General features: G+C 42.3%; 15 protein-coding genes, 2 tRNA genes and 3 rRNA genes. All 20 read left to right on the top strand.

Annotated features, from left to right (window positions below):
* The first annotated feature begins 17 nt into the window (after positions 1 to 17).
* The 20 genes from INE92_RS09375 to INE92_RS09280 all read left to right on the top strand — a co-directional run bounded on the left by INE92_RS09375 (position 18) and on the right by INE92_RS09280 (position 26,243).
* Positions 18 to 1,169, top strand: coding sequence for a dipeptide epimerase (locus INE92_RS09375; protein WP_004317637.1), 1,152 nt, complete (start codon positions 18 to 20; stop codon positions 1,167 to 1,169).
* Between the two features lie 219 nt (positions 1,170 to 1,388).
* Complete coding sequence (locus INE92_RS09370) at positions 1,389 to 2,924, top strand: trypsin-like peptidase domain-containing protein (RefSeq protein WP_004317638.1); 1,536 nt, start codon at positions 1,389 to 1,391, stop codon at positions 2,922 to 2,924.
* Positions 2,925 to 3,107: 183 nt separating this feature from the next.
* Entirely contained in the window at positions 3,108 to 3,968 is an 861-nt protein-coding gene (locus INE92_RS09365) for a sigma-70 family RNA polymerase sigma factor (protein WP_002561589.1), read from the top strand.
* Between the two features lie 131 nt (positions 3,969 to 4,099).
* On the top strand, positions 4,100 to 4,723 hold the full coding sequence (locus tag INE92_RS09360) for a murein L,D-transpeptidase catalytic domain-containing protein (protein WP_195436658.1): 624 nt from the start codon (positions 4,100 to 4,102) through the stop codon (positions 4,721 to 4,723).
* A 77-nt stretch (positions 4,724 to 4,800) separates the two neighbouring features.
* A complete protein-coding gene (locus tag INE92_RS09355) occupies positions 4,801 to 5,202 on the top strand; it encodes a hypothetical protein (protein WP_004310274.1) in 402 nt (133 codons plus the stop codon).
* 91 nt (positions 5,203 to 5,293) lie between these two features.
* Positions 5,294 to 6,346 (top strand): clostripain-related cysteine peptidase, encoded by a 1,053-nt coding sequence (locus INE92_RS09350; RefSeq protein WP_233476940.1) that lies wholly within the window; start codon positions 5,294 to 5,296, stop codon positions 6,344 to 6,346.
* Positions 6,347 to 8,418: 2,072 nt separating this feature from the next.
* Positions 8,419 to 9,947, top strand: a 16S ribosomal RNA gene (locus INE92_RS09345).
* Positions 9,948 to 10,155: 208 nt separating this feature from the next.
* Positions 10,156 to 10,232, top strand: a tRNA-Ile gene (locus INE92_RS09340).
* Positions 10,233 to 10,302: 70 nt separating this feature from the next.
* A tRNA-Ala gene (locus INE92_RS09335) sits at positions 10,303 to 10,379 on the top strand.
* 157 nt (positions 10,380 to 10,536) lie between these two features.
* A 23S ribosomal RNA gene (locus tag INE92_RS09330) occupies positions 10,537 to 13,416 on the top strand.
* A gap of 121 nt (positions 13,417 to 13,537) precedes the next feature.
* Positions 13,538 to 13,648: ribosomal RNA gene (gene rrf / locus INE92_RS09325) — 5S ribosomal RNA — on the top strand.
* Together the 16S, 23S and 5S rRNA genes with 2 tRNA genes alongside form the textbook arrangement of a ribosomal RNA operon.
* Before the next feature lie 481 nt (positions 13,649 to 14,129).
* A complete protein-coding gene (locus tag INE92_RS09320) occupies positions 14,130 to 14,720 on the top strand; it encodes a V-type ATP synthase subunit E family protein (protein ID WP_004316780.1) in 591 nt (196 codons plus the stop codon).
* An 11-nt stretch (positions 14,721 to 14,731) separates the two neighbouring features.
* Positions 14,732 to 15,574, top strand: coding sequence for a DUF2764 domain-containing protein (locus tag INE92_RS09315; protein ID WP_008022965.1), 843 nt, complete (start codon positions 14,732 to 14,734; stop codon positions 15,572 to 15,574).
* A 16-nt stretch (positions 15,575 to 15,590) separates the two neighbouring features.
* On the top strand, positions 15,591 to 17,351 hold the full coding sequence (locus tag INE92_RS09310) for a V-type ATP synthase subunit A (RefSeq protein ID WP_004316778.1): 1,761 nt from the start codon (positions 15,591 to 15,593) through the stop codon (positions 17,349 to 17,351).
* A 31-nt stretch (positions 17,352 to 17,382) separates the two neighbouring features.
* Positions 17,383 to 18,711, top strand: coding sequence for a V-type ATP synthase subunit B (locus tag INE92_RS09305; RefSeq protein ID WP_004297639.1), 1,329 nt, complete (start codon positions 17,383 to 17,385; stop codon positions 18,709 to 18,711).
* 106 nt (positions 18,712 to 18,817) lie between these two features.
* Entirely contained in the window at positions 18,818 to 19,423 is a 606-nt protein-coding gene (locus INE92_RS09300) for a V-type ATP synthase subunit D (protein WP_004297640.1), read from the top strand.
* Complete coding sequence (locus INE92_RS09295; protein WP_015530919.1) at positions 19,420 to 21,237, top strand: V-type ATP synthase subunit I; 1,818 nt, start codon at positions 19,420 to 19,422, stop codon at positions 21,235 to 21,237. Before INE92_RS09300 ends, INE92_RS09295 begins: the two co-directional genes overlap by 4 nt.
* A 75-nt stretch (positions 21,238 to 21,312) precedes the next feature.
* Positions 21,313 to 21,777, top strand: coding sequence for a V-type ATP synthase subunit K (locus INE92_RS09290; RefSeq protein WP_008022961.1), 465 nt, complete (start codon positions 21,313 to 21,315; stop codon positions 21,775 to 21,777).
* A 202-nt stretch (positions 21,778 to 21,979) separates the two neighbouring features.
* Positions 21,980 to 23,641 carry a glycogen/starch synthase gene (locus tag INE92_RS09285; protein ID WP_015530920.1) on the top strand — a complete coding sequence of 554 codons (1,662 nt, stop codon included), beginning with the start codon at positions 21,980 to 21,982 and terminating at the stop codon, positions 23,639 to 23,641.
* Between the two features lie 37 nt (positions 23,642 to 23,678).
* Positions 23,679 to 26,243, top strand: coding sequence for a glycosyltransferase family 1 protein (locus INE92_RS09280; protein ID WP_009040972.1), 2,565 nt, complete (start codon positions 23,679 to 23,681; stop codon positions 26,241 to 26,243).
* Positions 26,244 to 26,371 lie beyond the last annotated feature (128 nt).

Below are 26,371 nucleotides of genomic sequence, written 5' to 3'. Positions count from 1 at the left end.
TTATCATCTATTAAAGCATGCAGAACAGAAGAGATTTTTTGAAAACAGCGACTTTGGCTGCTTTGGGTTCAGGGTTGGTTGTCCGTCAGACATTAGCCGGAGAATCATCGCTTTCTAACGTCTATATAAATAAGCTCGGTTTGGGAGGAAAGATGAAAATGAGCTTTTTCCCTTATGAATTGAAGTTGAAGCATGTGTTTACGGTTGCCACATATTCACGCACAACGACTCCTGATGTACAGGTGGAAATAGAATATGAAGGGATAACGGGGTACGGAGAGGCCTCTATGCCTCCTTATTTGGGAGAGACGGTAGAATCGGTAATGAGTTTTCTGGGGAAAGTGAATCTGGAACAGTTTAGTGATCCTTTTCAGCTAGATGACATTTTGTCATACGTTGACAGCCTCTCGCCAAAAGACACGGCGGCGAAAGCTGCGGTAGATATCGCCCTTCATGATTTGGTGGGAAAACTGCTGGGTGCTCCCTGGTATAAAATATGGGGATTGAACAAAGAAAAGACGCCTTCTACCACCTTCACGATAGGTATTGATACACCGGATGTAGTACGGGAGAAAACAAAAGAGTGCGCCGATCAGTTTAATATATTAAAGGTAAAGCTGGGACGGGACAATGATAAGGAGATGATTGAAACCATCCGCTCGGTAACGAATCTACCGATAGCGATAGATGCCAACCAAGGCTGGAAAGACCGTCAATACGCGCTTGATATGATTCATTGGCTGAAAGAAAAAGGCATTGTGATGATAGAACAGCCTATGCCGAAGGAGAAGCTAGACGACATTGCCTGGATAACGCAACAAAGTCCATTGCCGATATTTGCAGATGAATCGTTGCAGCGTTTGGGAGATGTAGCTGCCTTGAAAGACGCTTTCACGGGAATTAATATTAAGCTGATGAAATGTACCGGTATGCGTGAAGCATGGAAGATGGTAACACTGGCTCATGCGCTTGGTATGCGTGTGATGGTGGGTTGTATGACAGAGACCTCGTGTGCTATTTCAGCAGCTTCACAGTTCTCGCCATTAGTCGATTTTGCCGACCTGGATGGTAACTTGCTTATTTCTAATGATCGATTTAAAGGGGTAGAAGTGGTGAATGGAAAGATCACCTTAAATGATTTGCCCGGAATCGGTGTCATGAAAATCTGACTTTACTGAATGAATGTCAGAGTGTTAAAGCCATCTGACATACAACGAATGTAAATTTGTCAGGTGTTGTCGTTAACCGCTGTTAAGCTCCAAATATTCTCTGTTAAAAGTGGACAAAAAAGAGTGACAAGTAGAATAAGTGAACGATATTTGTTATTATTTTAACGTCGTAAAAGTTAAAACAATATCGAATATTAACAATTTAAAGAATTATAAATCATGAAACAGACAACAAAGAACATTCTGGGAGTAGGAGCAATCATTCTTCTTAGCTCAGGAGTTGCAGGATTGACAACTTACAAATTGTTGCAATCTAACGAAGCTGCTAAAGAGACATCTTTTAATGAGATGTTCAAGCAGAATCCCAATGTCAAATTGGCTGCTTTTGACGCTGTGAACGCTCAACCTGTTGACCTGACTCAGGCTGCGGAGAATTCGCTTCATGCTGTCGTACATATAAGGTCTACTCAAGAAGCTAAAACAAGAACTGTTCAGCAAGCGCCGGACATCTTCGATTTCTTTTTTGGTGATGGACGCGGACAGCAGCGTCAGGTACAGTCTCAACCTCGTGTAGGTTTTGGTTCGGGAGTAATCATCTCGAAAGATGGATATATCGTAACGAATAATCACGTGATTGAAGGTGCGGATGAAATCAGTGTGAAACTGAATGATAACCGTGAGTTTAAAGGACGCGTGATTGGTACTGACCCCAGCACCGACCTTGCATTGGTAAAAATAGAAGGTGATGATTTCCCGACTATTCCGGTAGGAGACTCCGAAGCGTTGAAAGTAGGAGAGTGGGTATTGGCGGTAGGTAACCCGTTCAATCTGAACTCTACTGTAACTGCCGGTATCGTAAGTGCGAAAGCCCGTTCTCTGGGTGTATATAATGGTGGTATAGAATCATTCATCCAAACGGATGCTGCTATCAATCAGGGGAATAGTGGCGGTGCGCTGGTAAATGCCAAAGGTGAACTGGTAGGTATCAATTCGGTGCTTTCTTCTCCGACAGGTGCTTATGCAGGATATGGTTTCGCTATCCCGACCAGCATTATGACGAAGGTAATTGCCGACCTGAAACAATACGGAACAGTACAACGTGCATTGCTCGGTATTCGTGGTGGTTCTATCGGTAGCAGTTTGATGGACGACCGTCAACCGATTGATAAATCCGGTAAGACACTGGCAGATAAAGCTAAAGAACTGGGTGTTGTAGAAGGAGTGTGGGTTTCTGAAATCGTAGAGAATGGTTCTGCTGCAGGAGCTGACATCAAAGTGGACGACGTAATTATCGGTGTGGATAATAAGAAAGTATCCAATATGGCCGACTTGCAGGAAGCTCTTGCGAAACATCGTCCGGGTGATAAGGTGAAAGTGAAACTGATGCGCGATAAGAAGGAAAAGACCGTTGAAGTAACGTTGAAGAACGAACAAGGTACTACCAAAATCGTGAAAGATGCAGGCATGGAAATCTTGGGAGCTGCTTTCAAAGAATTGCCGGATGATTTGAAGAAACAATTGAATCTGGGTTACGGTTTGCAAGTGACAGGGGTTTCTTCCGGTAAGATGTCAGATGCAGGAGTTCGTAAAGGTTTCATTATCCTAAAAGCTAATGACCAGCCGATGCGCAAAGTCAGCGATCTGGAAGAGGTGATGAAAGCTGCTGTTAAGTCTCCGAATCAGGTATTGTTCCTGACCGGTGTGTTCCCATCCGGTAAACGCGGATACTTCGCTGTCGATCTTACTCAAGAGTAATATATAAAATAAGGTAAGAAGATTATAGGATAAGCTAATGAAATAGAAAAAGGATGCCGCCAATCAACTTGTCGGCATCTCTTTTTGTTTTATTAGTTGAAAAATATAGTGTAAAAGTTACTTAATTTTGTATGTTAACAAATTATTTGTCGTAACTTTGCACTCCAAATCTGTTTTTAAAGAATGAGACAACTAAAGATTACCAAAAGTATCACTAACAGAGAGAGCGCTTCTCTTGATAAGTATTTGCAGGAAATCGGCCGTGAAGACCTGATTACTGTCGAGGAAGAAGTGGAACTCGCTCAACGCATTCGTAAGGGTGACCGTGTAGCATTGGAAAAATTGACACGTGCCAATCTTCGTTTCGTCGTATCTGTGGCTAAACAGTACCAGAACCAGGGTTTGAGTTTGCCTGACTTGATTAATGAAGGCAATTTAGGACTGATTAAGGCTGCCGAGAAATTTGATGAGACACGTGGATTTAAGTTCATTAGCTACGCTGTATGGTGGATTCGCCAGTCTATTCTGCAAGCATTGGCAGAGCAGTCGCGTATTGTTCGTCTCCCGTTGAACCAGGTAGGTTCGTTGAATAAGATCAGCAAAGCCTTCTCGAAGTTTGAACAGGAAAACGAGCGGCGTCCGTCTCCCGAGGAGTTGGCAGACGAACTGGAAATTCCGGTTGATAAAATCTCTGATACGCTGAAGGTGTCCGGCCGTCATATTTCGGTGGATGCGCCTTTTGTGGAAGGAGAGGATAACAGCCTGTTGGATGTGTTGGTTAACGATGATTCGCCTATGGCGGACCGCTCTCTGGTTAATGAGTCTCTTGCGAGGGAAATTGATAGAGCTCTTTCTACGTTAACCGATAGAGAAAAAGAAATCATTCAGATGTTTTTCGGTATCGGACAACAAGAAATGACATTAGAAGAAATCGGCGATAAATTTGGCCTCACACGTGAGCGCGTTCGTCAGATTAAAGAAAAAGCAATTAGAAGACTTAGACAAAGTAATCGTAGTAAATTGCTCAAATCTTACTTGGGATAAGTAAGGAATATCAGTTTCTGAAAAAAAGAATTTGAGTCGCATAAGTCGCACTTTTCATGTAGAAGAATGTACTTATGCGACTTTTTATATAAGTCCCATTCTATAATTTAATCTTGTGCTATGTGAGTTTTATGAAGAAATCTGTTTTAATATCATTTGTTCTGGTTGCTTTGGGGGTAGGGGTGATGGCATACGCAAGATATGCGACATTATCTTCTGACACGGTGCCAGTTAAAATAGAGCAACGTTTGCGTGAAAAAGCGCAGGCTGGAAAGGCTTATTGTGATAAGAACGGGTATAATACAAGTTATTGCTTTCTGGTAGATTTCAGTATTCATTCCGGTAAAAGGCGTTTCTTTGTATGGGATTTCAAGGGAGATTCTGTGAAGTATGCAAGTCTTTGTGCGCATGGATACGGGAAAAACAGTACGCTGTCCAAGCCTGTATTCAGTAATGTGGAAGGTAGTTATTGCTCTTCTTTAGGAAAATATAAAGTAGGGATACGGTCGTATAGCAAGTGGGGGATTAATGTTCATTATAAATTGCATGGATTGGAAGCAACGAATAACAATGCTTTCAAACGGTATATCGTGTTACATTCTTATACTCCGATGCCGGAAACGGAGGTGTATCCTTTGCATCTTCCATTAGGAATCAGTCAAGGGTGTCCTGTGATATCTGATGAGGTGATGAGGAAGGTTGACAGGCTGCTCAAGGCAGAAAAGAAACCTGTATTGTTATGGATTTATGATTAAGAAATGCTATTTATTTGAGATAAATCGAGGTAGTCTCCTCTTTTTTGTTACCTTTGCGAAGTTAAAAATTATATGATATGAAATACGTAAAAATACTATTTGCAATTGCACTTGTGTTTACCATGTGCTCCGCTTTTTCTCTGAAAAAAGACCATTCTAAACCGGTTTATGCTTTTGGAATTTCTGCTTCATTTACGGATACGGTAGTCTATTTCACGGATATTCAGATATTAGATAGTGCGAAGGTTAGCAAAGAAGGGTTCTTGGCTCATCGTGAATTATATAGTTATCAGTTGAAAAATTATCTGGAGGATAACCAACTGCAGCAGAATAGTACATGTATGATTTACTTCTCGGAAAACAGAAAGAAGTTGGAAAAAGAAGCAACGAAGATTCTGAATAAATATAAGAAGAATAATAGAATGACGGTATCGCGGATTGATTCAGATAAATTCCGCTTTACGAAACCGGAAGAGTAATAAGCAATAACTTAATTGTTAATATAATAAGAGATGCAGGTTTGCATCTCTTATTTGTTTATCTTTGTCCCTGTTATAAATGAGGAATATTATGAAAAAGATTAAAATATTATCGCTTTTGTTCGTATGTTTGTCGATTTTCTTATCAGCTTGTGGTGATGATGATACTCCTGTTCCAGTAACGGTAAAAACAGTCTTGATGTATCTTGTTGGAGACAATGATATCAGTAATGATATATATAACAATATAGCATCAGTTGAACGAGGATTGAGCGAAGTTACGTCTCCTGGTACATTTGTAATTTATTGGGATGGTGGCAGTAGAAAAGGTGAGTTTCCTGTCCCGACTCTGTTTAAGTATGAAGTGGATGGCAAAGGTTCTGTCAGTAAAAGAGAAGTGATAAAAACTTATAGTAGCCAGAATTCAGTATCAAATGAGGTGATAATTAATGTATTGAAAGATGTGGAGGCTTACTGTCCAGCTGAAAAGTATAGTCTGATTTTGGGTTCTCATGCTACCGGATGGTTGCCTGCGGACTATAGTAAGAGCCGTTCTTTTGGTGACGACAATGGAGCTAAAATTCATATTCCTGATTTATCGAAAGCTTTAGAACAATCAGGTATTCATTTTGATTATATATTATTTGACGCTTGTTTAATGTCTCAAGTTGAGGTTGCTTATGAATTAAGAAATACTGCTGATTATTTAATTCTTTCTCCTGCAGAGGTTATGAGTGCGGGTTTTCCTTATTTCAAGATAACGAAATATTTATTGTCTGCGGATAACTCAGAGCAGAATGCTATAAATGTCGCAAAGGACTTTATTGATTACTATAAAAATGAATATAGTTATTCGTGGGGTACTATTGCGGTGATAAAAACGAATGAAATATCGGCATTGGCGAATATTACTTGTTCAATTATGAAACAGTATCGGGACAATCTGGTTAAGTTTGATAATAGAAAAATAGATTATTTTCAAGCCCATTATGGTTATGGGAGGTCTCCTTTGGATCATTCGGCATATGATTTTCGAGCTTTTATGCGTGAATTGACTGATAATAATATTCCTTCTGATTTTGAAGAGCAATTGGAAAGGGTAGTTATATATATAAGAACTATGTTGACGATTATAAATTGGTGAATATAGATTCGGATATATATTCGGGTATCGGGTGTTATATACCGGATACTAGGTATTTAAAATGGAATACTTATTTTAGGACTTTGCAATGGTATTCGGCTACCGGATGGGATGAGACTGGCTGGTAAATGCAGGAGGATATTTTTCAGATGTCAACCAGGTGAGAGCTACCCTCCACAAAAAAAGTAATGAACAGCCCGGCGGGTACAAAAGGTACAGTAGGTACACTGCATATTTTTCTCACACACACGTGCGTGCGTATAATAGGTATAGAAAGTACCGCTTGAGACTAAGTGGTTTCTATTGACAAACAGGGCAACCGCACCAAAAGTTTGTTTTATTTCCGCACGGTTCTGAATCATTTGATAACGGAACACCGTGTAACTGACCTCTTTCTTAATGAATAAAGTATAATAAATGCCACTATAAGATCATTGCCGTTCATCGATTTCACCTGATTGTCGAAATGCCGATGAATAAGGAGATAGCGGGTGAAGGCAAGTGGCAAATTCAGGCAAAACTGAACATTATCGGTTTCACCTTGTCTTTTCAAAATATTCCTTGAGCTAAAACTAATTTCATTATAGCTAATCCGGATATCATTATAGCTAATGAAAATATGCTTATAGCAAATCCACTGTCAGGTATTAACAGATAATCCATCAGGAGTTAATAGTATGGATGTCAAGTATTAACACCTTGATTATTATCTACTAACACTTGAGTTGGCAGATCTATATATTCAACACATTGTATCTATATACTTACCGCGTTGAATCTATACATTCAATACGGTGGCTCTATATGTCCAGCAATCGGTGTAAATAAATTTGAAAGGTGAAAGCAATAACGGGAGATTTCACCTTGATTTTTTCTACGCTTTCACCCGCTATCTCCTTATCCATCGATGTTTCAGAGATAAGGTGAAACTGGTGGAACTTATGACTCAAAAGTTCATGTTCTACTTATGCGAATCAGTAATTGAAAACAAATTTTCATTCATTTCCACACAGGTTTGAACAAGTTCATCCACACTAGATTTTGTTCCTTACCCGTTAAAATGAAACAAATTTTGGTGCGGTTCCTCTTGCTAATTTTATAAGACCTTACCTCATCTTGCGAGCTCTCTGCTGTTCTTGTTGTTTATATCCTGTTGCTCTTTCTTCCTTCATAAATTAGGAATAATACTGCACTCATTTGATTGAAACGCTTGATTGCATACAGCGTGTTTGTCAATGCAGGTGATAAGGGCATTATATAGCGCGCGTGTGCGTGTGTGATAGAGCCTCGAAAAAGTGTACCTGCTGTACCCGTTTGTTATTAACAGGGTAGTGCTTTGTTAATGCTAAAGCAGTGCTTTACGAGTGCTAAAGCTACGCTTTACGCTCTCTAAAGCTATGCTTTTTTTAAGTTCTTTCAAAGCGTCTGGTATTACTTTTGTTTCTTTGCTCATTCTCATGCCCCTTTCTCTACTGTTGAAAAAATATGTTCTACAACATCATTATCCTTCAGTGTTTTAGCAGATTCTTTCAAAAAAACTTCGAAAAAATAGTTTAATATATTTGGATTGTATACTAAAAGGGTGTACTTTTGCACCCGCTTTCCAAGAGAAGAAAGCCTTGCAGAATTGACATAGTGAAAAAGCGAGATTGCACTTAAAGAAAAGAACAAAAAAACTTCCAAAAAGTTTTGGAGTATAATAAATAAAGTTCTTATCTTTGCAGTCCGATTCGCAAAGAAAACGGCCTTTGTTTTTCTTTTATACATTCTTTCCCTTTCGCATAGAGAGCCTGAGAAATGAGTAAGAAGAAAAAATAAAAAAAACTTCCGAAAAAGTTTGGTAGTTAAAAATAAAGCATTTACCTTTGCACCCGCTTTTAAAACGAAAGCAGCAAGTTCTTTGAAATATTGATAAACAATACAAGTAGTACAAGTAAAAAAATAGAACCGTCAATACTTGTCCGAGAGAGTAGCGATACGATTGAGGATGATAGGTATTTGAATAAGGTCAATAAATTTACGGCATCCTGAACAGAGCAAAAAATCATCTTAACAGATGAAAAGATACTTTTACAATGAAGAGTTTGATCCTGGCTCAGGATGAACGCTAGCTACAGGCTTAACACATGCAAGTCGAGGGGCAGCATTTTAGTTTGCTTGCAAACTAAAGATGGCGACCGGCGCACGGGTGAGTAACACGTATCCAACCTGCCGATAACTCGGGGATAGCCTTTCGAAAGAAAGATTAATATCCGATAGTATATTAAAACCGCATGGTTTTACTATTAAAGAATTTCGGTTATCGATGGGGATGCGTTCCATTAGTTTGTTGGCGGGGTAACGGCCCACCAAGACTACGATGGATAGGGGTTCTGAGAGGAAGGTCCCCCACATTGGAACTGAGACACGGTCCAAACTCCTACGGGAGGCAGCAGTGAGGAATATTGGTCAATGGACGAGAGTCTGAACCAGCCAAGTAGCGTGAAGGATGACTGCCCTATGGGTTGTAAACTTCTTTTATATGGGAATAAAGTATTCCACGTGTGGGATTTTGTATGTACCATATGAATAAGGATCGGCTAACTCCGTGCCAGCAGCCGCGGTAATACGGAGGATCCGAGCGTTATCCGGATTTATTGGGTTTAAAGGGAGCGTAGGTGGATTGTTAAGTCAGTTGTGAAAGTTTGCGGCTCAACCGTAAAATTGCAGTTGAAACTGGCAGTCTTGAGTACAGTAGAGGTGGGCGGAATTCGTGGTGTAGCGGTGAAATGCTTAGATATCACGAAGAACTCCGATTGCGAAGGCAGCTCACTAGACTGCAACTGACACTGATGCTCGAAAGTGTGGGTATCAAACAGGATTAGATACCCTGGTAGTCCACACAGTAAACGATGAATACTCGCTGTTTGCGATATACAGTAAGCGGCCAAGCGAAAGCATTAAGTATTCCACCTGGGGAGTACGCCGGCAACGGTGAAACTCAAAGGAATTGACGGGGGCCCGCACAAGCGGAGGAACATGTGGTTTAATTCGATGATACGCGAGGAACCTTACCCGGGCTTAAATTGCATTTGAATAATCTGGAAACAGGTTAGCCGCAAGGCAAATGTGAAGGTGCTGCATGGTTGTCGTCAGCTCGTGCCGTGAGGTGTCGGCTTAAGTGCCATAACGAGCGCAACCCTTATCTTTAGTTACTAACAGGTCATGCTGAGGACTCTAGAGAGACTGCCGTCGTAAGATGTGAGGAAGGTGGGGATGACGTCAAATCAGCACGGCCCTTACGTCCGGGGCTACACACGTGTTACAATGGGGGGTACAGAAGGCAGCTACCTGGCGACAGGATGCTAATCCCAAAAACCTCTCTCAGTTCGGATCGAAGTCTGCAACCCGACTTCGTGAAGCTGGATTCGCTAGTAATCGCGCATCAGCCATGGCGCGGTGAATACGTTCCCGGGCCTTGTACACACCGCCCGTCAAGCCATGAAAGCCGGGGGTACCTGAAGTACGTAACCGCAAGGAGCGTCCTAGGGTAAAACTGGTAATTGGGGCTAAGTCGTAACAAGGTAGCCGTACCGGAAGGTGCGGCTGGAACACCTCCTTTCTGGAGCGATGTCGTAAGACGATGCAATTGTACATGAATAATGTAAAACGCCCATCGTTAAAAATAGTGACTTTAAAGGTTCTGTTTTTTGTACTACTGGTACTTGTTTATTTATAATATATAGATCAACCATCTATAGAAGTATAGATAGAGATAAACAAGAGAAAAAAGAAGCCGAGTCTAGACGAAAGGTAGACAAGGTTGAACTAGTCCTATAGCTCAGTTGGTTAGAGCGCTACACTGATAATGTAGAGGTCGGCAGTTCAACTCTGCCTGGGACTACCAAGCTCAAGAACGAGGAACAGCGAAAGCTGAAAGTTAAAAGCTAAAAAACGATATTCTTGAACAACCTCTTGGGGGATTAGCTCAGCTGGCTAGAGCATCTGCCTTGCACGCAGAGGGTCAACGGTTCGAATCCGTTATTCTCCACCATCTCTGAAAAGAGAAACGATCTTTGACATGATGTACAAAAAGTAAAATTAAAAGTAAGAGCTAAAAGTATATATCAAACCGTACGTGTTCGAATATGCAATATTGACAGCCGGAAGCAATTCCCAAGTCAATACCAGTATGAGAATAAAACGTTTGAAAGAAAGTAAGCAAGGGCGCATGGCGGATGCCTTGGCTCTCGGAGGCGATGAAGGACGTGATAAGCTGCGATAAGCTTCGGGTAGGTGCAAATAACCTTTGATCCGAAGATTTCCGAATGGGACAACCCGGCATTCTGAAGGAATGTCATCCATCCTGGATGGAAGCTAACGCAGGGAACTGAAACATCTTAGTACCTGTAGGAAAAGAAAATAATAATGATTCCCCAAGTAGTGGCGAGCGAACGGGGATTAGCCCAAACCAATGTTGTTACGGCAATATTGGGGTTGTAGGACCACGATGTCGCAAGAACTTTAGTGAGAAGAATTCTTTGGAAAATGAAACCATAGACGGTGATAGTCCGGTATTCGAAGCTAAACGAAGCGTAGTGGTATCCTGAGTAGCGCGGGACACGAGGAATCTTGCGTGAATCTGCCGGGACCATCCGGTAAGGCTAAATACTCCCGAGAGACCGATAGCGAACCAGTACTGTGAAGGAAAGGTGAAAAGCACTTCGAATAGAAGAGTGAAATAGTCCCTGAAACCGTGCGCCTACAAGCGGTCGGAGCAGCGTAAGCTGTGACGGCGTGCCTTTTGCATAATGAACCTACGAGTTACTTTTTCCGGCAAGGTTAAGCATTTCAAAATGTGTAGCCGAAGCGAAAGCGAGTCTGAACAGGGCGATTAGTCGGAAGGAGTAGACGCGAAACCAAGTGATCTACCCTTGGTCAGGTTGAAGGTTAGGTAACACTAACTGGAGGACCGAACCGATAAGCGTTGAAAAGCTTCCGGATGAACTGAGGGTGGGGGTGAAAGGCTAATCAAACTTGGAGATAGCTCGTACTCCCCGAAATGCATTTAGGTGCAGCCTTGGGAATTACTACTGTGAGGTAGAGCGACTGATAAGATGCGAGGGCTTCACCGCCTATCAAGTCTTGATAAACTCCGAATGCGCAGTAGTTCGATCCCAGGAGTGAGGGCATGGGTGCTAAGGTCCATGTCCTAAAGGAGAAGAATCCGGACCATCAGCTAAGGTCCCGAAATAATTGCTAAGTTGAACTAACGAAGTCAGATTGCTAAGACAGCTAGGATGTTGGCTTGGAAGCAGCCATTCATTTAAAGAGTGCGTAACAGCTCACTAGTCGAGGAGTTTGGCGTGGATAATAATCGGGCATCAAGCAATTTACCGAAGCTATGGGATCAGTAATGATCGGTAGGGGAGCATTCCACTCTGCGTCGAAGGTGAAGCGTGAGCTTTGCTGGAGCGTGTGGAAAAGCAAATGTAGGTATAAGTAACGATAAAGGGGGTGAGAAACCCCCTCGCCGAAAGACTAAGGTTTCCTGATCAACGCTAATCGGATCAGGGTTAGTCGGGTCCTAAGGCTCAGCCGAACGGTGAGGCCGATGGCAGAACAGGTTAATATTCCTGTACTACCTTAAAGAGTGACGTGGAGACGGAGCAGTGATAGCGCCGCGGACTGACGGAATAGTCCGTTGAAGGGTGTAGATGTTGATCTTTGCAGGCAAATCCACAAAGAGAGTCGAACCTGATAGTATACCAAATTCTTCGGAATAAGGTAATAGTGCGTGTAAACATACTCCCAAGAAAATCCGCTAAACTTAATCTTTAAGGTACCCGTACCGCAAACGGACACACGTAGTCGGGTTGAATATACTAAGGCGCTTGAGTGATTCACGGTTAAGGAACTAGGCAAATTGACCCTGTAACTTCGGGATAAAGGGTCCCAACGAGAGTTGGGCGCAGAGAATAGGTCCAGGCAACTGTTTAACAAAAACACAGGGCTGTGCTAAATTGAAAGATTACGTATACAGCCTGACACCTGCCCGGTGCTGGAAGGTTAAGAGGAGATGTCATCGCAAGAGAAGCATTGAATTGAAGCCCCAGTAAACGGCGGCCGTAACTATAACGGTCCTAAGGTAGCGAAATTCCTTGTCGGGTAAGTTCCGACCTGCACGAATGGTGTAATGATCTGGACACTGTCTCAACCGTGAGCTCAGTGAAATTGTAGTATCGGTGAAGATGCCGATTACCCGCGATGGGACGAAAAGACCCCGTGAACCTTTACTATAGCTTAACATTGAATTTGGGTAATTGATGTGTAGGATAGGCCGGAGACTTCGAAGCAGGTACGCCAGTATTTGTGGAGTCGCTGTTGAAATACGGCCCTTTGATTATTTGAGTTCTAACTCGTAGTTGCGAGGACACTGTTTGGTGGGTAGTTTGACTGGGGTGGTCGCCTCCAAAAGTGTAACGGAGGCTTCTAAAGGTGCCCTCAGGACGATTGGTAACCGTTCGTAGAGTGTAATGGCATAAGGGCGCTTGACTGGGAGACAGACAAGTCGATCAGGTAGGAAACTAGAGCATAGTGATCCGGTGTTTCCGCATGGAAGGGACATCGCTCAAAGGATAAAAGGTACTCCGGGGATAACAGGCTGATCCCTCCCAAGAGCTCATATCGACGGAGGGGTTTGGCACCTCGATGTCGGCTCGTCACATCCTGGGGCTGGAGAAGGTCCCAAGGGTTGGGCTGTTCGCCCATTAAAGTGGCACGCGAGCTGGGTTCAGAACGTCGTGAGACAGTTCGGTCTCTATCTATCGTGGGCGTATGAAATTTGCGTGGCTCTGACACTAGTACGAGAGGACCGTGTTGGACTGACCGCTGGTTTACCAGTTGTGCCGCCAGGTGCATCGCTGGGTATCTAAGTCGGGATTGGATAAGTGCTGAAAGCATCTAAGTACGAAGCCAGCCACAAGATTAGATTTCTTAGGGTCGTTAAAGACGATGACGTTGATAGGATGCAGGTGTAAAGGTGGTAACATCAAAGCCGAGCATTACTAATTGCCCGTTCACTTTCTTTCAAATATGTACCGGTTGGGTATATACGTTTAGCGGATTACTGATACAGAAACTGGAAACAGAGAACAGAAACATACTAGTAATGAACTTGAGATTTTACTTTTCATCATGTCATAACCTTATTCAGGTGGTTATAGCACGAGGGTTCCACCTCTTCCCATTCCGAACAGAGAAGTTAAGCCTCGTCACGCCGATGGTACTGCGTAACAGTGGGAGAGTAGGTAGCCGCCGTTTTTAGAGAAGCCCCTTGATTCAGCAACGAATCAAGGGGCTTTCTGTTGTTTGGTACTTTGTAAAAAGATTCATCAATGAATCAAGAGGGGCTGTTTTTAAGGACGGATAAAAGATAACCTCTTCTCTTCTTCCGCAAATAGGATAGCAGTATTCACTAATGCCAAATGTGATACCAATAGCTTTTGTTATTTAATCTTGTATTAATATCCTGTTTGTCGCTTTCAATATATATTTGTTTTCAAATATCTTTTGGATTCCTTATATTTGTTTTCCGGTTTGAAAAATCCGGAAATGTGTCATTTAGTAATAGGAAAAGGGCAAAAGTGGAACAAAATAGGTGTAGGTCTGTGATTTTTTTGCAAACGAATCTTTTTTCTTTTCTTCTTTCTCTTTTTTATCAAATTGATTTTTGTAAATTTGGCGAGAATCTGAGAAAGGACACATAGTTAATATAGTAATAATACTAAATACTCCTGTTAATATGGAAAACAAAATTCAAGAGTTGACCGATAAGATTTATCGTGAAGGCGTGGAAAAAGGAAACGAGGAAGCGCAAAGACTTATCGCGAATGCTCAGGAAGAAGCTAAGAAAATCATTGAGGATGCCCGTAAAGAGGCAGAATCAATTGTAAACTCCTCTCGTAAATCTGCTGATGAGTTAGCAGAAAATACTAAATCAGAGTTAAAACTATTTGCCGGTCAGGCTGTGAATGCGCTCAAATCTGAAGTCGCTACAATGGTAACTGACAAGTTGATAACCGCTTCCGTGAAAGATTTCGCTCAGGATAAAGATTATCTGAACGCGTTTATCGTAGCATTGGCATCCAAATGGAGCATAGACGAACCTATCGTCATCTCAACAGCCGATGCGGAATCACTGAAAAAGTATTTTGCAGCTCATGCAAAAGCTTTATTAGACAAGGGAGTGACTATCCAGCAAGTAAATGGTATCAAGACTCTGTTTACCGTTTCTCCGGCGGACGGTTCGTATAAGGTGAACTTCGGAGAAGAAGAATTCATGAATTACTTCAAAGCGTTCTTGCGTCCTCAATTAGTAGAAATGCTATTTTAAAAGAAGCGACTATGAGTAGTAAGTACTATTACTTGGTAGCAGGTTTGCCGGAACTTTCACTGGAAGACAGTAAGCTGAGCTATACAGTAGCCGATTTTAAAACTGAAATCTACAATGGATTGTCTGCTTCAGACCGGAAGTTGATCGACTTGTTTTATCTGAAGTTTGATAATGCAAATGTGCTGAAACTTCTCAAAGATAAAGAAGCGGAAATCGACAAACGGGGAAACTACTCTGCTGAAGAGCTCACAGAATATATTTCTATTCTGAGAGAAGGCGGAGAAATCAGTCCTAAAGAATTTCCGGTTTATCTCTCCACTTTTATAACTGATTATTTGAATACTCCGGCTGAAAGTACGACTTTGCACGAAGATCATCTGGCTGCTTTGTATTATGAGTATGCCATGAAGTGTGGAAATAAGTTTGTTTCTGCCTGGTTTGAATTCAATCTGAACATCAATAATATTCTTGTTGCATTTACCAGCCGTAAATTCAAGTGGGATATTGCTTCCAATGTTGTGGGAAATACGGAAGTATGCGAAGCATTGCGTACATCAAGTGCCCGCGATTTCGGACTGTCCGGTGAAGTGGATGTTTTTGAATCGTTAGTGAAAATCAGTGAGATTACAGAACTGGTGGAGCGTGAGAAGAAGTTGGATGCCCTGCGGTGGAACTGGATGGAGGATGCTATTTTCTTCGACTATTTCACTATTGAGCGTATTTTTGCTTTCCTGCTGAAGCTGGAAATGATTGAAAGGTGGATTTCACTGGATAAGGAAAGAGGTAATCAGTTGTTCAGAAGCATTATTGAATCGCTGAAGAACGAAGTGCAGATTCCTGCAGAATTCAGATAATAAAAAAAAAAAATATATGGCAACAAAAGGAACTGTTAGTGGCGTTATTGCCAACATGGTGACCCTCGTCGTTGACGGACCGGTAGCTCAAAATGAGATTTGTTATATCTCGACCGGTGGCGATAAGTTGATGGCGGAGGTGATTAAGGTTGTAGGTTCACATGTATATGTCCAGGTGTTTGAAAGTACCCGTGGACTGAAAGTGGGCGCCGAAGCCGAATTTACAGGACACATGCTTGAGGTGACATTAGGCCCGGGTATGTTATCGAAAAACTATGATGGTCTGCAAAATGACCTCGACAAGATGGACGGAGTTTTCCTGAAGAGAGGACAATATACGTATCCGTTGGATAAAGAGCGTATATGGCATTTCGTACCATTGGTGAATGTAGGTGACAAAGTGCAGGCTTCTGCATGGTTGGGACAGGTGGATGAAAACTTTCAGCCGTTAAAAATAATGGCCCCGTTCACTATGAAGGGAACGGCTACCGTAAAAACAATCATGCCGGAAGGTGATTATAAGATAGAAGATACTATCGCAATCCTGACAGACGAAGAAGGTAATGATATTCCTGTAACTATGATTCAGAGATGGCCCGTAAAACGTGCGATGACGAATTATAAGGAAAAACCGCGTCCTTTCAAATTGTTGGAGACTGGTGTACGTGTGATTGATACGCTGAATCCGATTGTGGAAGGTGGTACGGGATTTATTCCCGGTCCGTTCGGTACAGGTAAAACGGTGCTTCAGCATGCTATTTCTAAGCAGGCGGAAGCGGATATCGTTATCATTGCAGCTTGCGGTGAACGTGCGAATGAGGTGGTGGAAATCTTTACCGAGTTCCCCGAACTGGTAGACCCGCACACAGGACGTAAGTTGATGGAGCGTACTATTATTATTGCCAATACTTCTAACATGCCGGTAGCTGCGCGTGAAGCATCTGTATATACAGCGATGACACTGGCGGAATATTACCGTTCAATGGGATTGAAAGTCTTGTTGATGGCCGACTCTACTTCCCGCTGGGCACAGGCTCTGCGTGAGATGTCCAACCGTATGGAAGAGTTGCCTGGACCAGATGCTTTCCCGATGGATATTTCGGCTATTATCTCTAACTTCTACGGTCGTGCGGGATATGTAAAACTGAGCAATGACGAAACGGGTTCTATTACATTTATCGGTACGGTATCTCCTGCCGGTGGTAACTTGAAGGAGCCGGTAACTGAAAATACGAAGAAGGTAGCCCGTTGTTTCTATGCATTGGAACAGGACCGTGCCGATAAAAAACGTTATCCGGCAGTGAATCCGATTGATTCTTATTCAAAATATATCGAATATCCGGAATTTGAAGAGTATATCAAAGGTCATATCAATGATGAATGGATCGGAAAGGTAAATGAACTTAAGACCCGTTTACAGCGTGGTAAGGAAATTGCCGAACAGATCAATATCCTCGGTGACGATGGTGTGCCGGTAGAATATCACGTGATCTTCTGGAAATCTGAATTGATTGACTTTGTAATCCTGCAACAGGATGCTTTTGACGAAATTGACGCGGTAACTCCGATGGAACGTCAGGAAGACATTCTGAATATGATAATCGACATCTGTCATACGGAATTTGAATTTGATAACTTCAACGAAGTAATGGACTACTTCAAGAAGATGATTAATATCTGTAAGCAGATGAACTACTCGAAGTTCAAATCAGAACAGTATGAAGGATTCCAGAAACAACTGAAGGAATTGATTGAAGAGAGGAAACTTCAATCGTAAATCGTAAATTGTTAAATCGTAAATAAGTAAGATGGCAACAAAAGCTTTTCAAAAGATATATACCAAGATTACTCAGATTACCAAGGCTACTTGTTCGTTGAAAGCGACAGGAGTAGGGTATGATGAGCTTGCCACCGTGGACGGTAAACTGGCACAGGTGGTAAAGATTGCCGGTGACGATGTCACTTTGCAGGTATTTGAAGGTACGGAAGGTATTCCGACCAATGCCGAAGTAGTATTTCTCGGCAAATCGCCTACATTGAAAGTGAGTGAGCAGCTGGCCGGACGTTTCTTCAATGCTTTCGGTGACCCGATTGATGGAGGTCCGGACATTGAAGGACAGGAAGTGGAAATTGGTGGTCCGTCTGTGAATCCGGTTCGGCGTAAACAACCGTCGGAACTGATTGCAACGGGTATTGCCGGTATCGACTTGAACAATACATTGGTATCCGGTCAGAAGATTCCGTTCTTTGCCGACCCGGACCAACCGTTCAACCAGGTAATGGCAAACGTGGCCTTACGTGCTGAAACGGATAAGATTATCCTCGGCGGTATGGGTATGACGAATGATGACTACCTGTATTTTAAGAATGTGTTCTCTAATGCCGGTGCGCTCGACCGTATCGTGAGTTTCATGAATACGACCGAAAACCCGCCGGTAGAACGTTTGCTGATTCCGGATATGGCACTGACTGCTGCTGAATATTTTGCAGTAAATAATAATGAGAAAGTGCTGGTACTGTTGACCGATATGACGAGCTATGCCGATGCGTTGGCAATCGTATCCAACCGTATGGACCAGATTCCGTCTAAAGACTCTATGCCGGGATCACTTTACTCGGACTTGGCGAAGATTTACGAAAAGGCGGTGCAGTTCCCTTCCGGTGGTTCAATCACAATTATTGCGGTGACTACTTTGTCCGGTGGAGATATTACTCACGCTGTGCCTGATAACACGGGTTACATCACAGAAGGTCAGTTGTTCCTGCGTCGTGATAGTGATATTGGTAAGGTTATTGTTGACCCGTTCCGTTCGTTGTCTCGTTTGAAACAGCTGGTTACCGGTAAGAAGACGCGTAAAGACCATCCGCAGGTGATGAATGCTGCCGTACGTCTTTATGCCGATGCAGCTAACGCTAAGACGAAGATGGAAAATGGTTTCGACCTGACAAACTACGACGAACGTACGTTGGCTTTTGCGAAGGACTATTCCAATCAGTTATTGGCAATTGATGTTAACCTTGATACAACTGAAATGCTGGACGTTGCCTGGGGCTTGTTCGGTAAATACTTCCGTCCGGAAGAGGTGAATATCAAGAAAGACTTGGTGGATCAATACTGGCCAAAACAAAATAATTAGACGATTAGACGATTTACCATTTACGATTGAAGTTTGTTAATTGTAAATGGTCATAAAAGTTATTTCAATCGTAAATCGTAAATAGTTAAATAGTAAATAGAACATCGTGGCTATAAAGTTTCAATATAACAAAACCTCTCTTCAGCAGCTCGAAAAGCAACTGAAAGTGCGGGTGCGTACGCTTCCTATCATTAAGAATAAGGAAAGCGCCCTCCGCATGGAAGTGAAACGTTGTAAAACGGAAGCTGCCGATTTGGAGGATAGGCTCGAACAACAAATTCAAGCCTATGAAGCCATGTTCGCCCTTTGGAATGAGTTTGACGCTTCATTAATAAAGGTGAATGATGTTCATCTTGGCGTGAAAAAGATTGCGGGTGTGCGCGTACCGTTGCTCGAGAATGTAGAATTCGAGATACGTCCGTACAGTATGTTTAATGCTCCCAAGTGGTATGCCGACGGTATCCACCTGTTGGAAGAGCTGGCTCATACGGCAATTGAACGTGAATTTATGCTCGCCAAGCTGAACTTGTTAGAACATGCAAGGAAAAAGACCACTCAAAAGGTGAACCTTTTTGAGAAGGTGCAGATACCGGGCTATCAGGATGCATTGCGAAAGATCAAGCGATTTATGGAAGATGAAGAAAACCTGTCGAAATCTTCGCAAAAGATCATGAAGTCCCATCAAGAAAAAAGGAAGGAGGTAGAGGCATGATTACAAAAATGAAGAAACTCACCTTTCTGGTGTATCACAAAGAATATGAAGAATTCCTGAACAGTCTGCGGGAACTTGGGGTAGTCCACATTGTGGAGAAACAACAGGGGGCTGCCGATAACACGGAGTTGCAGGATAATATTCGTCTTTCCAACCGTTTGGCGGCTACCTTGAAGTTACTTCAGAACCAGAAGCATGAAAAGAATGCCGTGATTGCTACGGAAGGAGGAACGGCTGCCCGTGGAATGCAAGTGCTGGACGAAGTGGATGCTTTACAGACAGAGCATGGAAAGTTGTCGCAGCAGTTGCAAAGCTATGCCAAAGAAAAAGAAGCTCTGGAAGCCTGGGGCAACTTTGAACCGGCAAATGTTCAGAAGCTGAAAGATGCCGGTTATGTAATCGGTTTCTATAGCTGTTCGGAAGGAAATTACAAAGAAGAGTGGGAAACGGAATACAATGCAATGATTGTGAACCGCATTTCTTCTAAAGTATTCTTCGTGACTGTAACGAAAGGCGGAGAGGAAGTGGACTTGGATGTAGAGCAGGCTAAATTACCTGCATACTCTTTGGCACATCTTGAAACGCTTTACAATACAACAGAACAGGCCGTTGAAGAGAATGAAAAAAGACTGGTTGCACTTTCCGAAACAGATATTCCTTCATTGAAGGTTGCTCTGAAAGAGTTGCAAAGTCAGATTGAATTCTCTAAAGTTGTGTTAAGTTCCGAGCAGACTGCCGGTGACAAACTGATGTTGATTGAAGGATGGGCGCCTGCATTCAGTCAAGTGGAGATAGAGGCTTATCTGAATGACGCACATGTATATTATGAGATTACCGATCCGATGCCGGGCGATAATGTTCCTATTCGATTGAATAATAAGGGATTCTTTGCTTGGTTCGAACCGATCTGTAAGCTGTATATGCTTCCGAAATATAATGAATTGGACTTGACACCGTTCTTTGCCCCATTCTTTATGGTATTTTTCGGACTTTGTCTGGGAGATTCCGGATATGGTTTGTTCCTGTTTCTGGGAGCTACGGCCTATCGGTTGATGGCGAAGAAAGTAACCCCGTCAATGAAGTCAATCATCTCATTGATACAGGTATTGGCGGTATCAACGTTCTTCTGCGGTTTGCTGACTGGTACGTTCTTCGGAGCGAATATTTACAATTTGGATTGGCCGATTGTTCAACGTTTGAAACATGCTGTCATGATGGATAATAATGATATGTTCCAATTATCGTTGATATTGGGAGCTATCCAGATTTTATTCGGTATGGTGCTGAAAGCTGTGAATCAGACGATTCAGTTTGGTTTCAAATATGCAGTGGCAACTATCGGATGGATCATCCTGCTGGTTTCAATGGCAGTTTCAGCTTTGTTACCGGACGTAATGCCGATGGGAAGCACGGTGCACTTGATAATCCTGGGTGTTTCAGCTGCTATGATTTTCCTTTATAACAGTCCGGGAAAGAACATATTCCTGAATATCGGATTGGGATTGTGGGATTCATACAACATGGTTACTGGTTTGCTTGGAGATGTTTTGTCCTACGTTCGTCTGTTTGCCCTCGGACTTTCCGGAGGTATTCTGGCGGGAGTGTTCAACAGTCTGGCAGTAGGTATGAGTCCGGATAATGTAATAGCAGGCCCGATTGTAATGGTGCTGATTTTCGTGATCGGTCATGCAATCAATATTTTCATGAATGTGCTGGGTGCAATGGTTCACCCAATGCGTCTGACGTTCGTTGAGTTCTTCAAGAACTCCGGATATGAAGGAGGCGGTAAAGAGTACAAACCGTTCAGAAATTGAAAAAACTGAAGATTAAAAATTAGAAATAGAGAATTAATATTTTAAGAATTAAACAATAAAAAATAGAATAAGATTATGGAAATGAATTTGTTTATCGCCTACATTGGCATCGCGATTATGGTTGGTTTGTCTGGCATCGGTAGTGCTTACGGAGTAACTATTGCAGGTAATGCTGCCATCGGAGCATTGAAGAAGAATGATAGTGCATTCGGTAACTTCCTGGTATTGACAGCCCTTCCGGGTACACAGGGGCTTTATGGTTTTGCCGGTTATTTCATGTTTCAGACTATCTTCAGCATTTTGACTCCTGAAATTACAGCTATCCAGGCATCAGCAGTTCTTGGTGCAGGTATTGCTTTAGGATTGGTTGCCTTATTCTCCGCTATCCGTCAGGGACAAGTTTGTGCAAACGGTATTGCAGCTATCGGACAGGGACACAATGTATTTAGTAATACGTTGATTCTTGCCGTATTCCCCGAGCTTTATGCAATCGTTGCTTTGGCTGCAACCTTCTTGATCGGTAGTGCACTCGTTGCATAATTTTTAGCAAGAATATTTCCTATAAAGGAGTTTCAATCCCCTTGTACATGCAGCTTTGCATGTGCAAGGGGATATTCTTTTTTCATTATAGGGCAACGTTTCTTTCCTCTTCTTAACTCATATTTTTCGCATAAAGTATTATTTTTCAAAGAATAATGTGTACTTTTGCACTCGCATACTAAAAAGAGTTTTAATATATTATATGGTAAAAGATTTATTAACCCCCGATTATATCTTCGAGTCCAGCTGGGAAGTATGTAATAAAGTGGGAGGAATATACACCGTCTTGTCGACACGGGCAAATACATTGCAGGAAAAGTTCCGCGACAGAATTTTCTTCATAGGTCCTGATGTATGGCAAGGAAAAGAAAACCCTCTATTCATCGAGTCGGATAACCTATGTGCTGCCTGGAAAAAGCATGCACTTGAGAAAGACGAACTTTCTGTCCGTATAGGACGATGGAATATCCCCGGTGAACCCATAGTCATTCTTGTTGATTTCCAACCTTTTTTTGAAAAGAAAGACGATATATACACAGAAATGTGGAATCGTTATCAAGTAGATTCGTTGCACGCTTATGGCGATTACGACGAAGCTTCTATGTTTTCATACGCTGCGGGAAGAGTGGTAGAGAGTTTCTATCGCTACAACCTGACAGAAACGGATAAGGTGGTATATCAGGCGCATGAATGGATGACTGGAATGGGAGCACTTTATGTACAGGAAGCTGTGCCGGAGGTGGCTACTATTTTTACGACCCATGCTACTTCTATCGGTCGTTCTATTGCCGGTAATCATAAACCGTTGTACGACTATCTGTTTGCTTATAATGGTGACCAGATGGCGCAAGAACTGAACATGCAATCGAAACACTCGATTGAAAAACAGACTGCACATTACGTAGACTGTTTTACGACGGTGAGCGAAATAACCAATAATGAGTGTAAGGAATTACTGGATAAACCGGCAGATGTTGTTCTGATGAACGGTTTTGAAGATGATTTTGTACCGAAAGGAAGCACATTTACCGGAAAACGTAAACGTGCGCGTGCCTTGATGCTCAATGTAGCGAATAAATTATTGGGAACAAATCTGGGTGACGATACGTTAATTGTCGGAACCAGTGGACGATATGAGTTTAAGAATAAAGGTATTGATGTATTTTTGGAATCATTAAACCGCTTGAACAGGGATAAGAATTTGCATAAGAATGTTTTGGCATTCATCAATGTACCCGGTTGGGTAGGAGACCCCCGTGAGGATTTGCAGGGACGTTTGAAGAGCAAGGAGAAGTTCGACACTCCGCTCGAAGTACCATTTATCACTCATTGGCTGCATAATATGACTCATGACCAGGTGTTGGATATGTTGAAATATCTGGGAATGGGCAATCGTCCGGAAGATAAGGTAAAAGTGATTTTTGTACCTTGTTATCTGAATGGTCGTGATGGCATCATGAATAAAGAATATTATGATATATTGTTGGGACAGGATTTGAGTGTCTATGCTTCTTATTACGAACCGTGGGGATATACTCCGTTGGAAAGTGTAGCATTCCATGTACCGACAATCACTACTGATCTGGCTGGATTCGGACTTTGGGTAAACAGCCTGAAGAACCAGCATGGCATTAATGATGGAGTAGAAGTGCTGCATCGTTCGGACTATAATTATTCGGAAGTAGCGGATGGTATCAAAGATACGATTACGTTATTTGCGGATAAGACGGAGAAAGAAGTGAAGGAAATCCGTAAGCGTGCTGCTGAAGTTGCAGAGCAGGCTTTATGGAAGCACTTTATACAATATTATTATGAAGCTTATGATATCGCTTTGCGTAAGGCAAGGATACGTCAGTTGAGTTAAGAAAGAAATTATTTATCAATAAGTAAACGAAAACATTATGAAAATCAAAGTTAGTAATGTGAATACTCCCAACTGGAAAGAGGTTACTGTGAAATCACGTATACCGGAAGAGTTGGAGAAGTTGTCTGAAATCGCACGCAACATTTGGTGGGCATGGAATTTTGAAGCGACTGAACTGTTTAGAGATCTAGATCCGGAACTTTGGAAAGAATGTGGACAGAATCCAGTACTGTTGTTGGAACGTATGAGCTATGAAAAGCTGGAAGCGCTGGCAAAAGACAAGGTGATTCTAAGAAGAATGAATGAAGTTTATACGAAATTCAGAGATTACATGGATGTGAAGCCGGATGAGCAACGCCCATCTATCGCTTATTTCAGTATGGAATATGGCTTGAGCAGCGTCCTGAAAATATATTCCGGTGGTCTGGGTGTATTGGCTGGTGACTATCTGAAAGAGGCTTCCGACAGCAATGTTGATTTGTGTGCGGTAGGCTTTTTGTATCGTTACGGCTACTTTACTCAAACGTTGTCTATGGATGGACAGCAGATTGCCAACTACGAAGCACAAAACTTCGGTCAACTTCCTATTGAACGTGTAATGGATGCCAATGGTCAGCCGTTGATAGTTGACGTTCCTTATCTTGATTATTTTGTTCATGCAAACGTATGGCGTGTAAACGTTGGACGTATTTCTTTGTATCTGCTTGATACGGATAATGAAATGAACAGCGAATTCGACCGTCCTATCACTCACCAGCTTTATGGCGGCGACTGGGAAAACCGTTTGAAACAAGAAATCTTGTTGGGTATCGGTGGTATCCTGACTTTGAAAGCACTGGGCATCAAGAAAGATGTTTATCACTGTAATGAAGGACATGCTGCATTAATCAATGTTCAGCGTATCTGTGACTATGTAGCTACAGGATTGACTTTCGATCAAGCTATCGAGTTGGTTCGTGCTTCTTCTCTTTACACTGTTCATACTCCGGTTCCTGCAGGTCACGACTATTTTGATGAAGGCTTGTTTGGCAAATATATGGGTGGTTATCCTTCCAGAATGGGTATCACTTGGGATGACTTGATGGATCTCGGACGTAACAATCCGGGTGACAAGGGCGAACGTTTCTGTATGTCTGTTTTTGCTTGTAACACTTCACAGGAAGTGAACGGTGTGAGCTGGCTGCACGGAAAGGTTTCTCAAGAAATGTTCTCTTCTATCTGGAAAGGTTATTTCCCGGAAGAAAGCCATGTAGGATATGTAACGAATGGTGTTCACTTCCCGACTTGGAGTGCAACTGAATGGAAAGAACTGTACTTTAAATATTTCAACGAAAACTTCTGGTTCGATCAATCTAATCCTAAGATTTGGGAAGCTATCTACAATGTGCCCGATGAGGAGATTTGGAAGACTCGTATGACTATGAAGAATAAGTTGGTTGACTATATCCGTAAGTCATTCCGCGATACATGGTTGAAGAACCAGGGAGATCCTTCCCGTATCGTTTCACTGATGGATAAGATTAATCCGAATGCATTGCTGATTGGTTTCGGCCGTCGTTTTGCTACTTACAAACGTGCACACTTGTTGTTCACCGACTTGGATCGTCTTTCTAAGATTGTGAATAATCCTGATTACCCGGTACAATTCCTGTTTACAGGTAAAGCTCACCCGCACGATGGTGCAGGTCAGGGTTTGATTAAGCGTATTATCGAGATCTCTCGCCGTCCGGAATTCCTGGGTAAGATTATCTTCCTTGAAAATTATGATATGCAATTGGCTCGTCGTCTGGTTTCAGGCGTTGATATCTGGTTGAATACTCCGACTCGTCCGTTGGAAGCATCTGGTACATCGGGCGAAAAGGCTTTGATGAACGGTGTTGTTAACTTCTCTGTATTAGACGGATGGTGGCTGGAAGGTTACCGTGAAGGTGCAGGTTGGGCGTTGACAGAAAAACGTACTTATCAGAACCAGGAACATCAGGATCAGTTGGATGCTGCTACTATTTACAGTATTCTTGAAACTGAAATCTTGCCGTTGTATTATGCACGTAATAAGAAAGGATATTCTGAAGGCTGGATCAAAGTGGTGAAGAATTCTATCGCACAGATCGCTCCTCATTATACAATGAAGCGTCAGTTGGATGATTACTATAGCAAATTCTATTGCAAACTGGCGAAACGCTTCCAGACTTTGGCTGCTAATGATAATGCGAAAGCAAAAGAAATCGCAGCTTGGAAAGAAGATGTGGTTGCTAAATGGGATGCTATTGAAATCGTATCTTGCGACAAGGTAGAAGACCTGAAGAACGGTGACATCGAAAGCGGAAAAGAATATACTATTACTTACGTGATCGATGAAAAAGGCTTGAATGATGCAGTGGGACTTGAATTGGTTACTACTTACACAACTGCAGACGGCAAACAACATGTTTACTCTGTAGAACCGTTTAGTGTCATCAAGAAAGAAGGTAACTTGTATACATTCCAAGTTAAACACAGCTTGTCAAATGCAGGTAGCTTCAAGGTGTCTTACCGTATGTTCCCGAAGAATCCGGAGCTTCCACACCGTCAAGACTTCTGCTACGTACGTTGGTTTATCTAATTTGTTTGAAATAAAAGTAGGGGAGTCCTTCTCCCTTACTTTCATATATAGATTCAGCCCCTGTGTTCTTTCGAGAATTACAGGGGCTGAATTTTATCTGTTTGGTTGCTGACTTGTGAAGTTTTTAA

The sequence above is a fragment of the Bacteroides xylanisolvens genome, from assembly GCF_018289135.1.
In the GTDB taxonomy this organism is placed as follows: domain Bacteria; phylum Bacteroidota; class Bacteroidia; order Bacteroidales; family Bacteroidaceae; genus Bacteroides; species Bacteroides xylanisolvens.
Note: the sequence above shows the minus strand (reverse complement) of the source record. Positions and strands in the feature narration are given on the sequence as shown.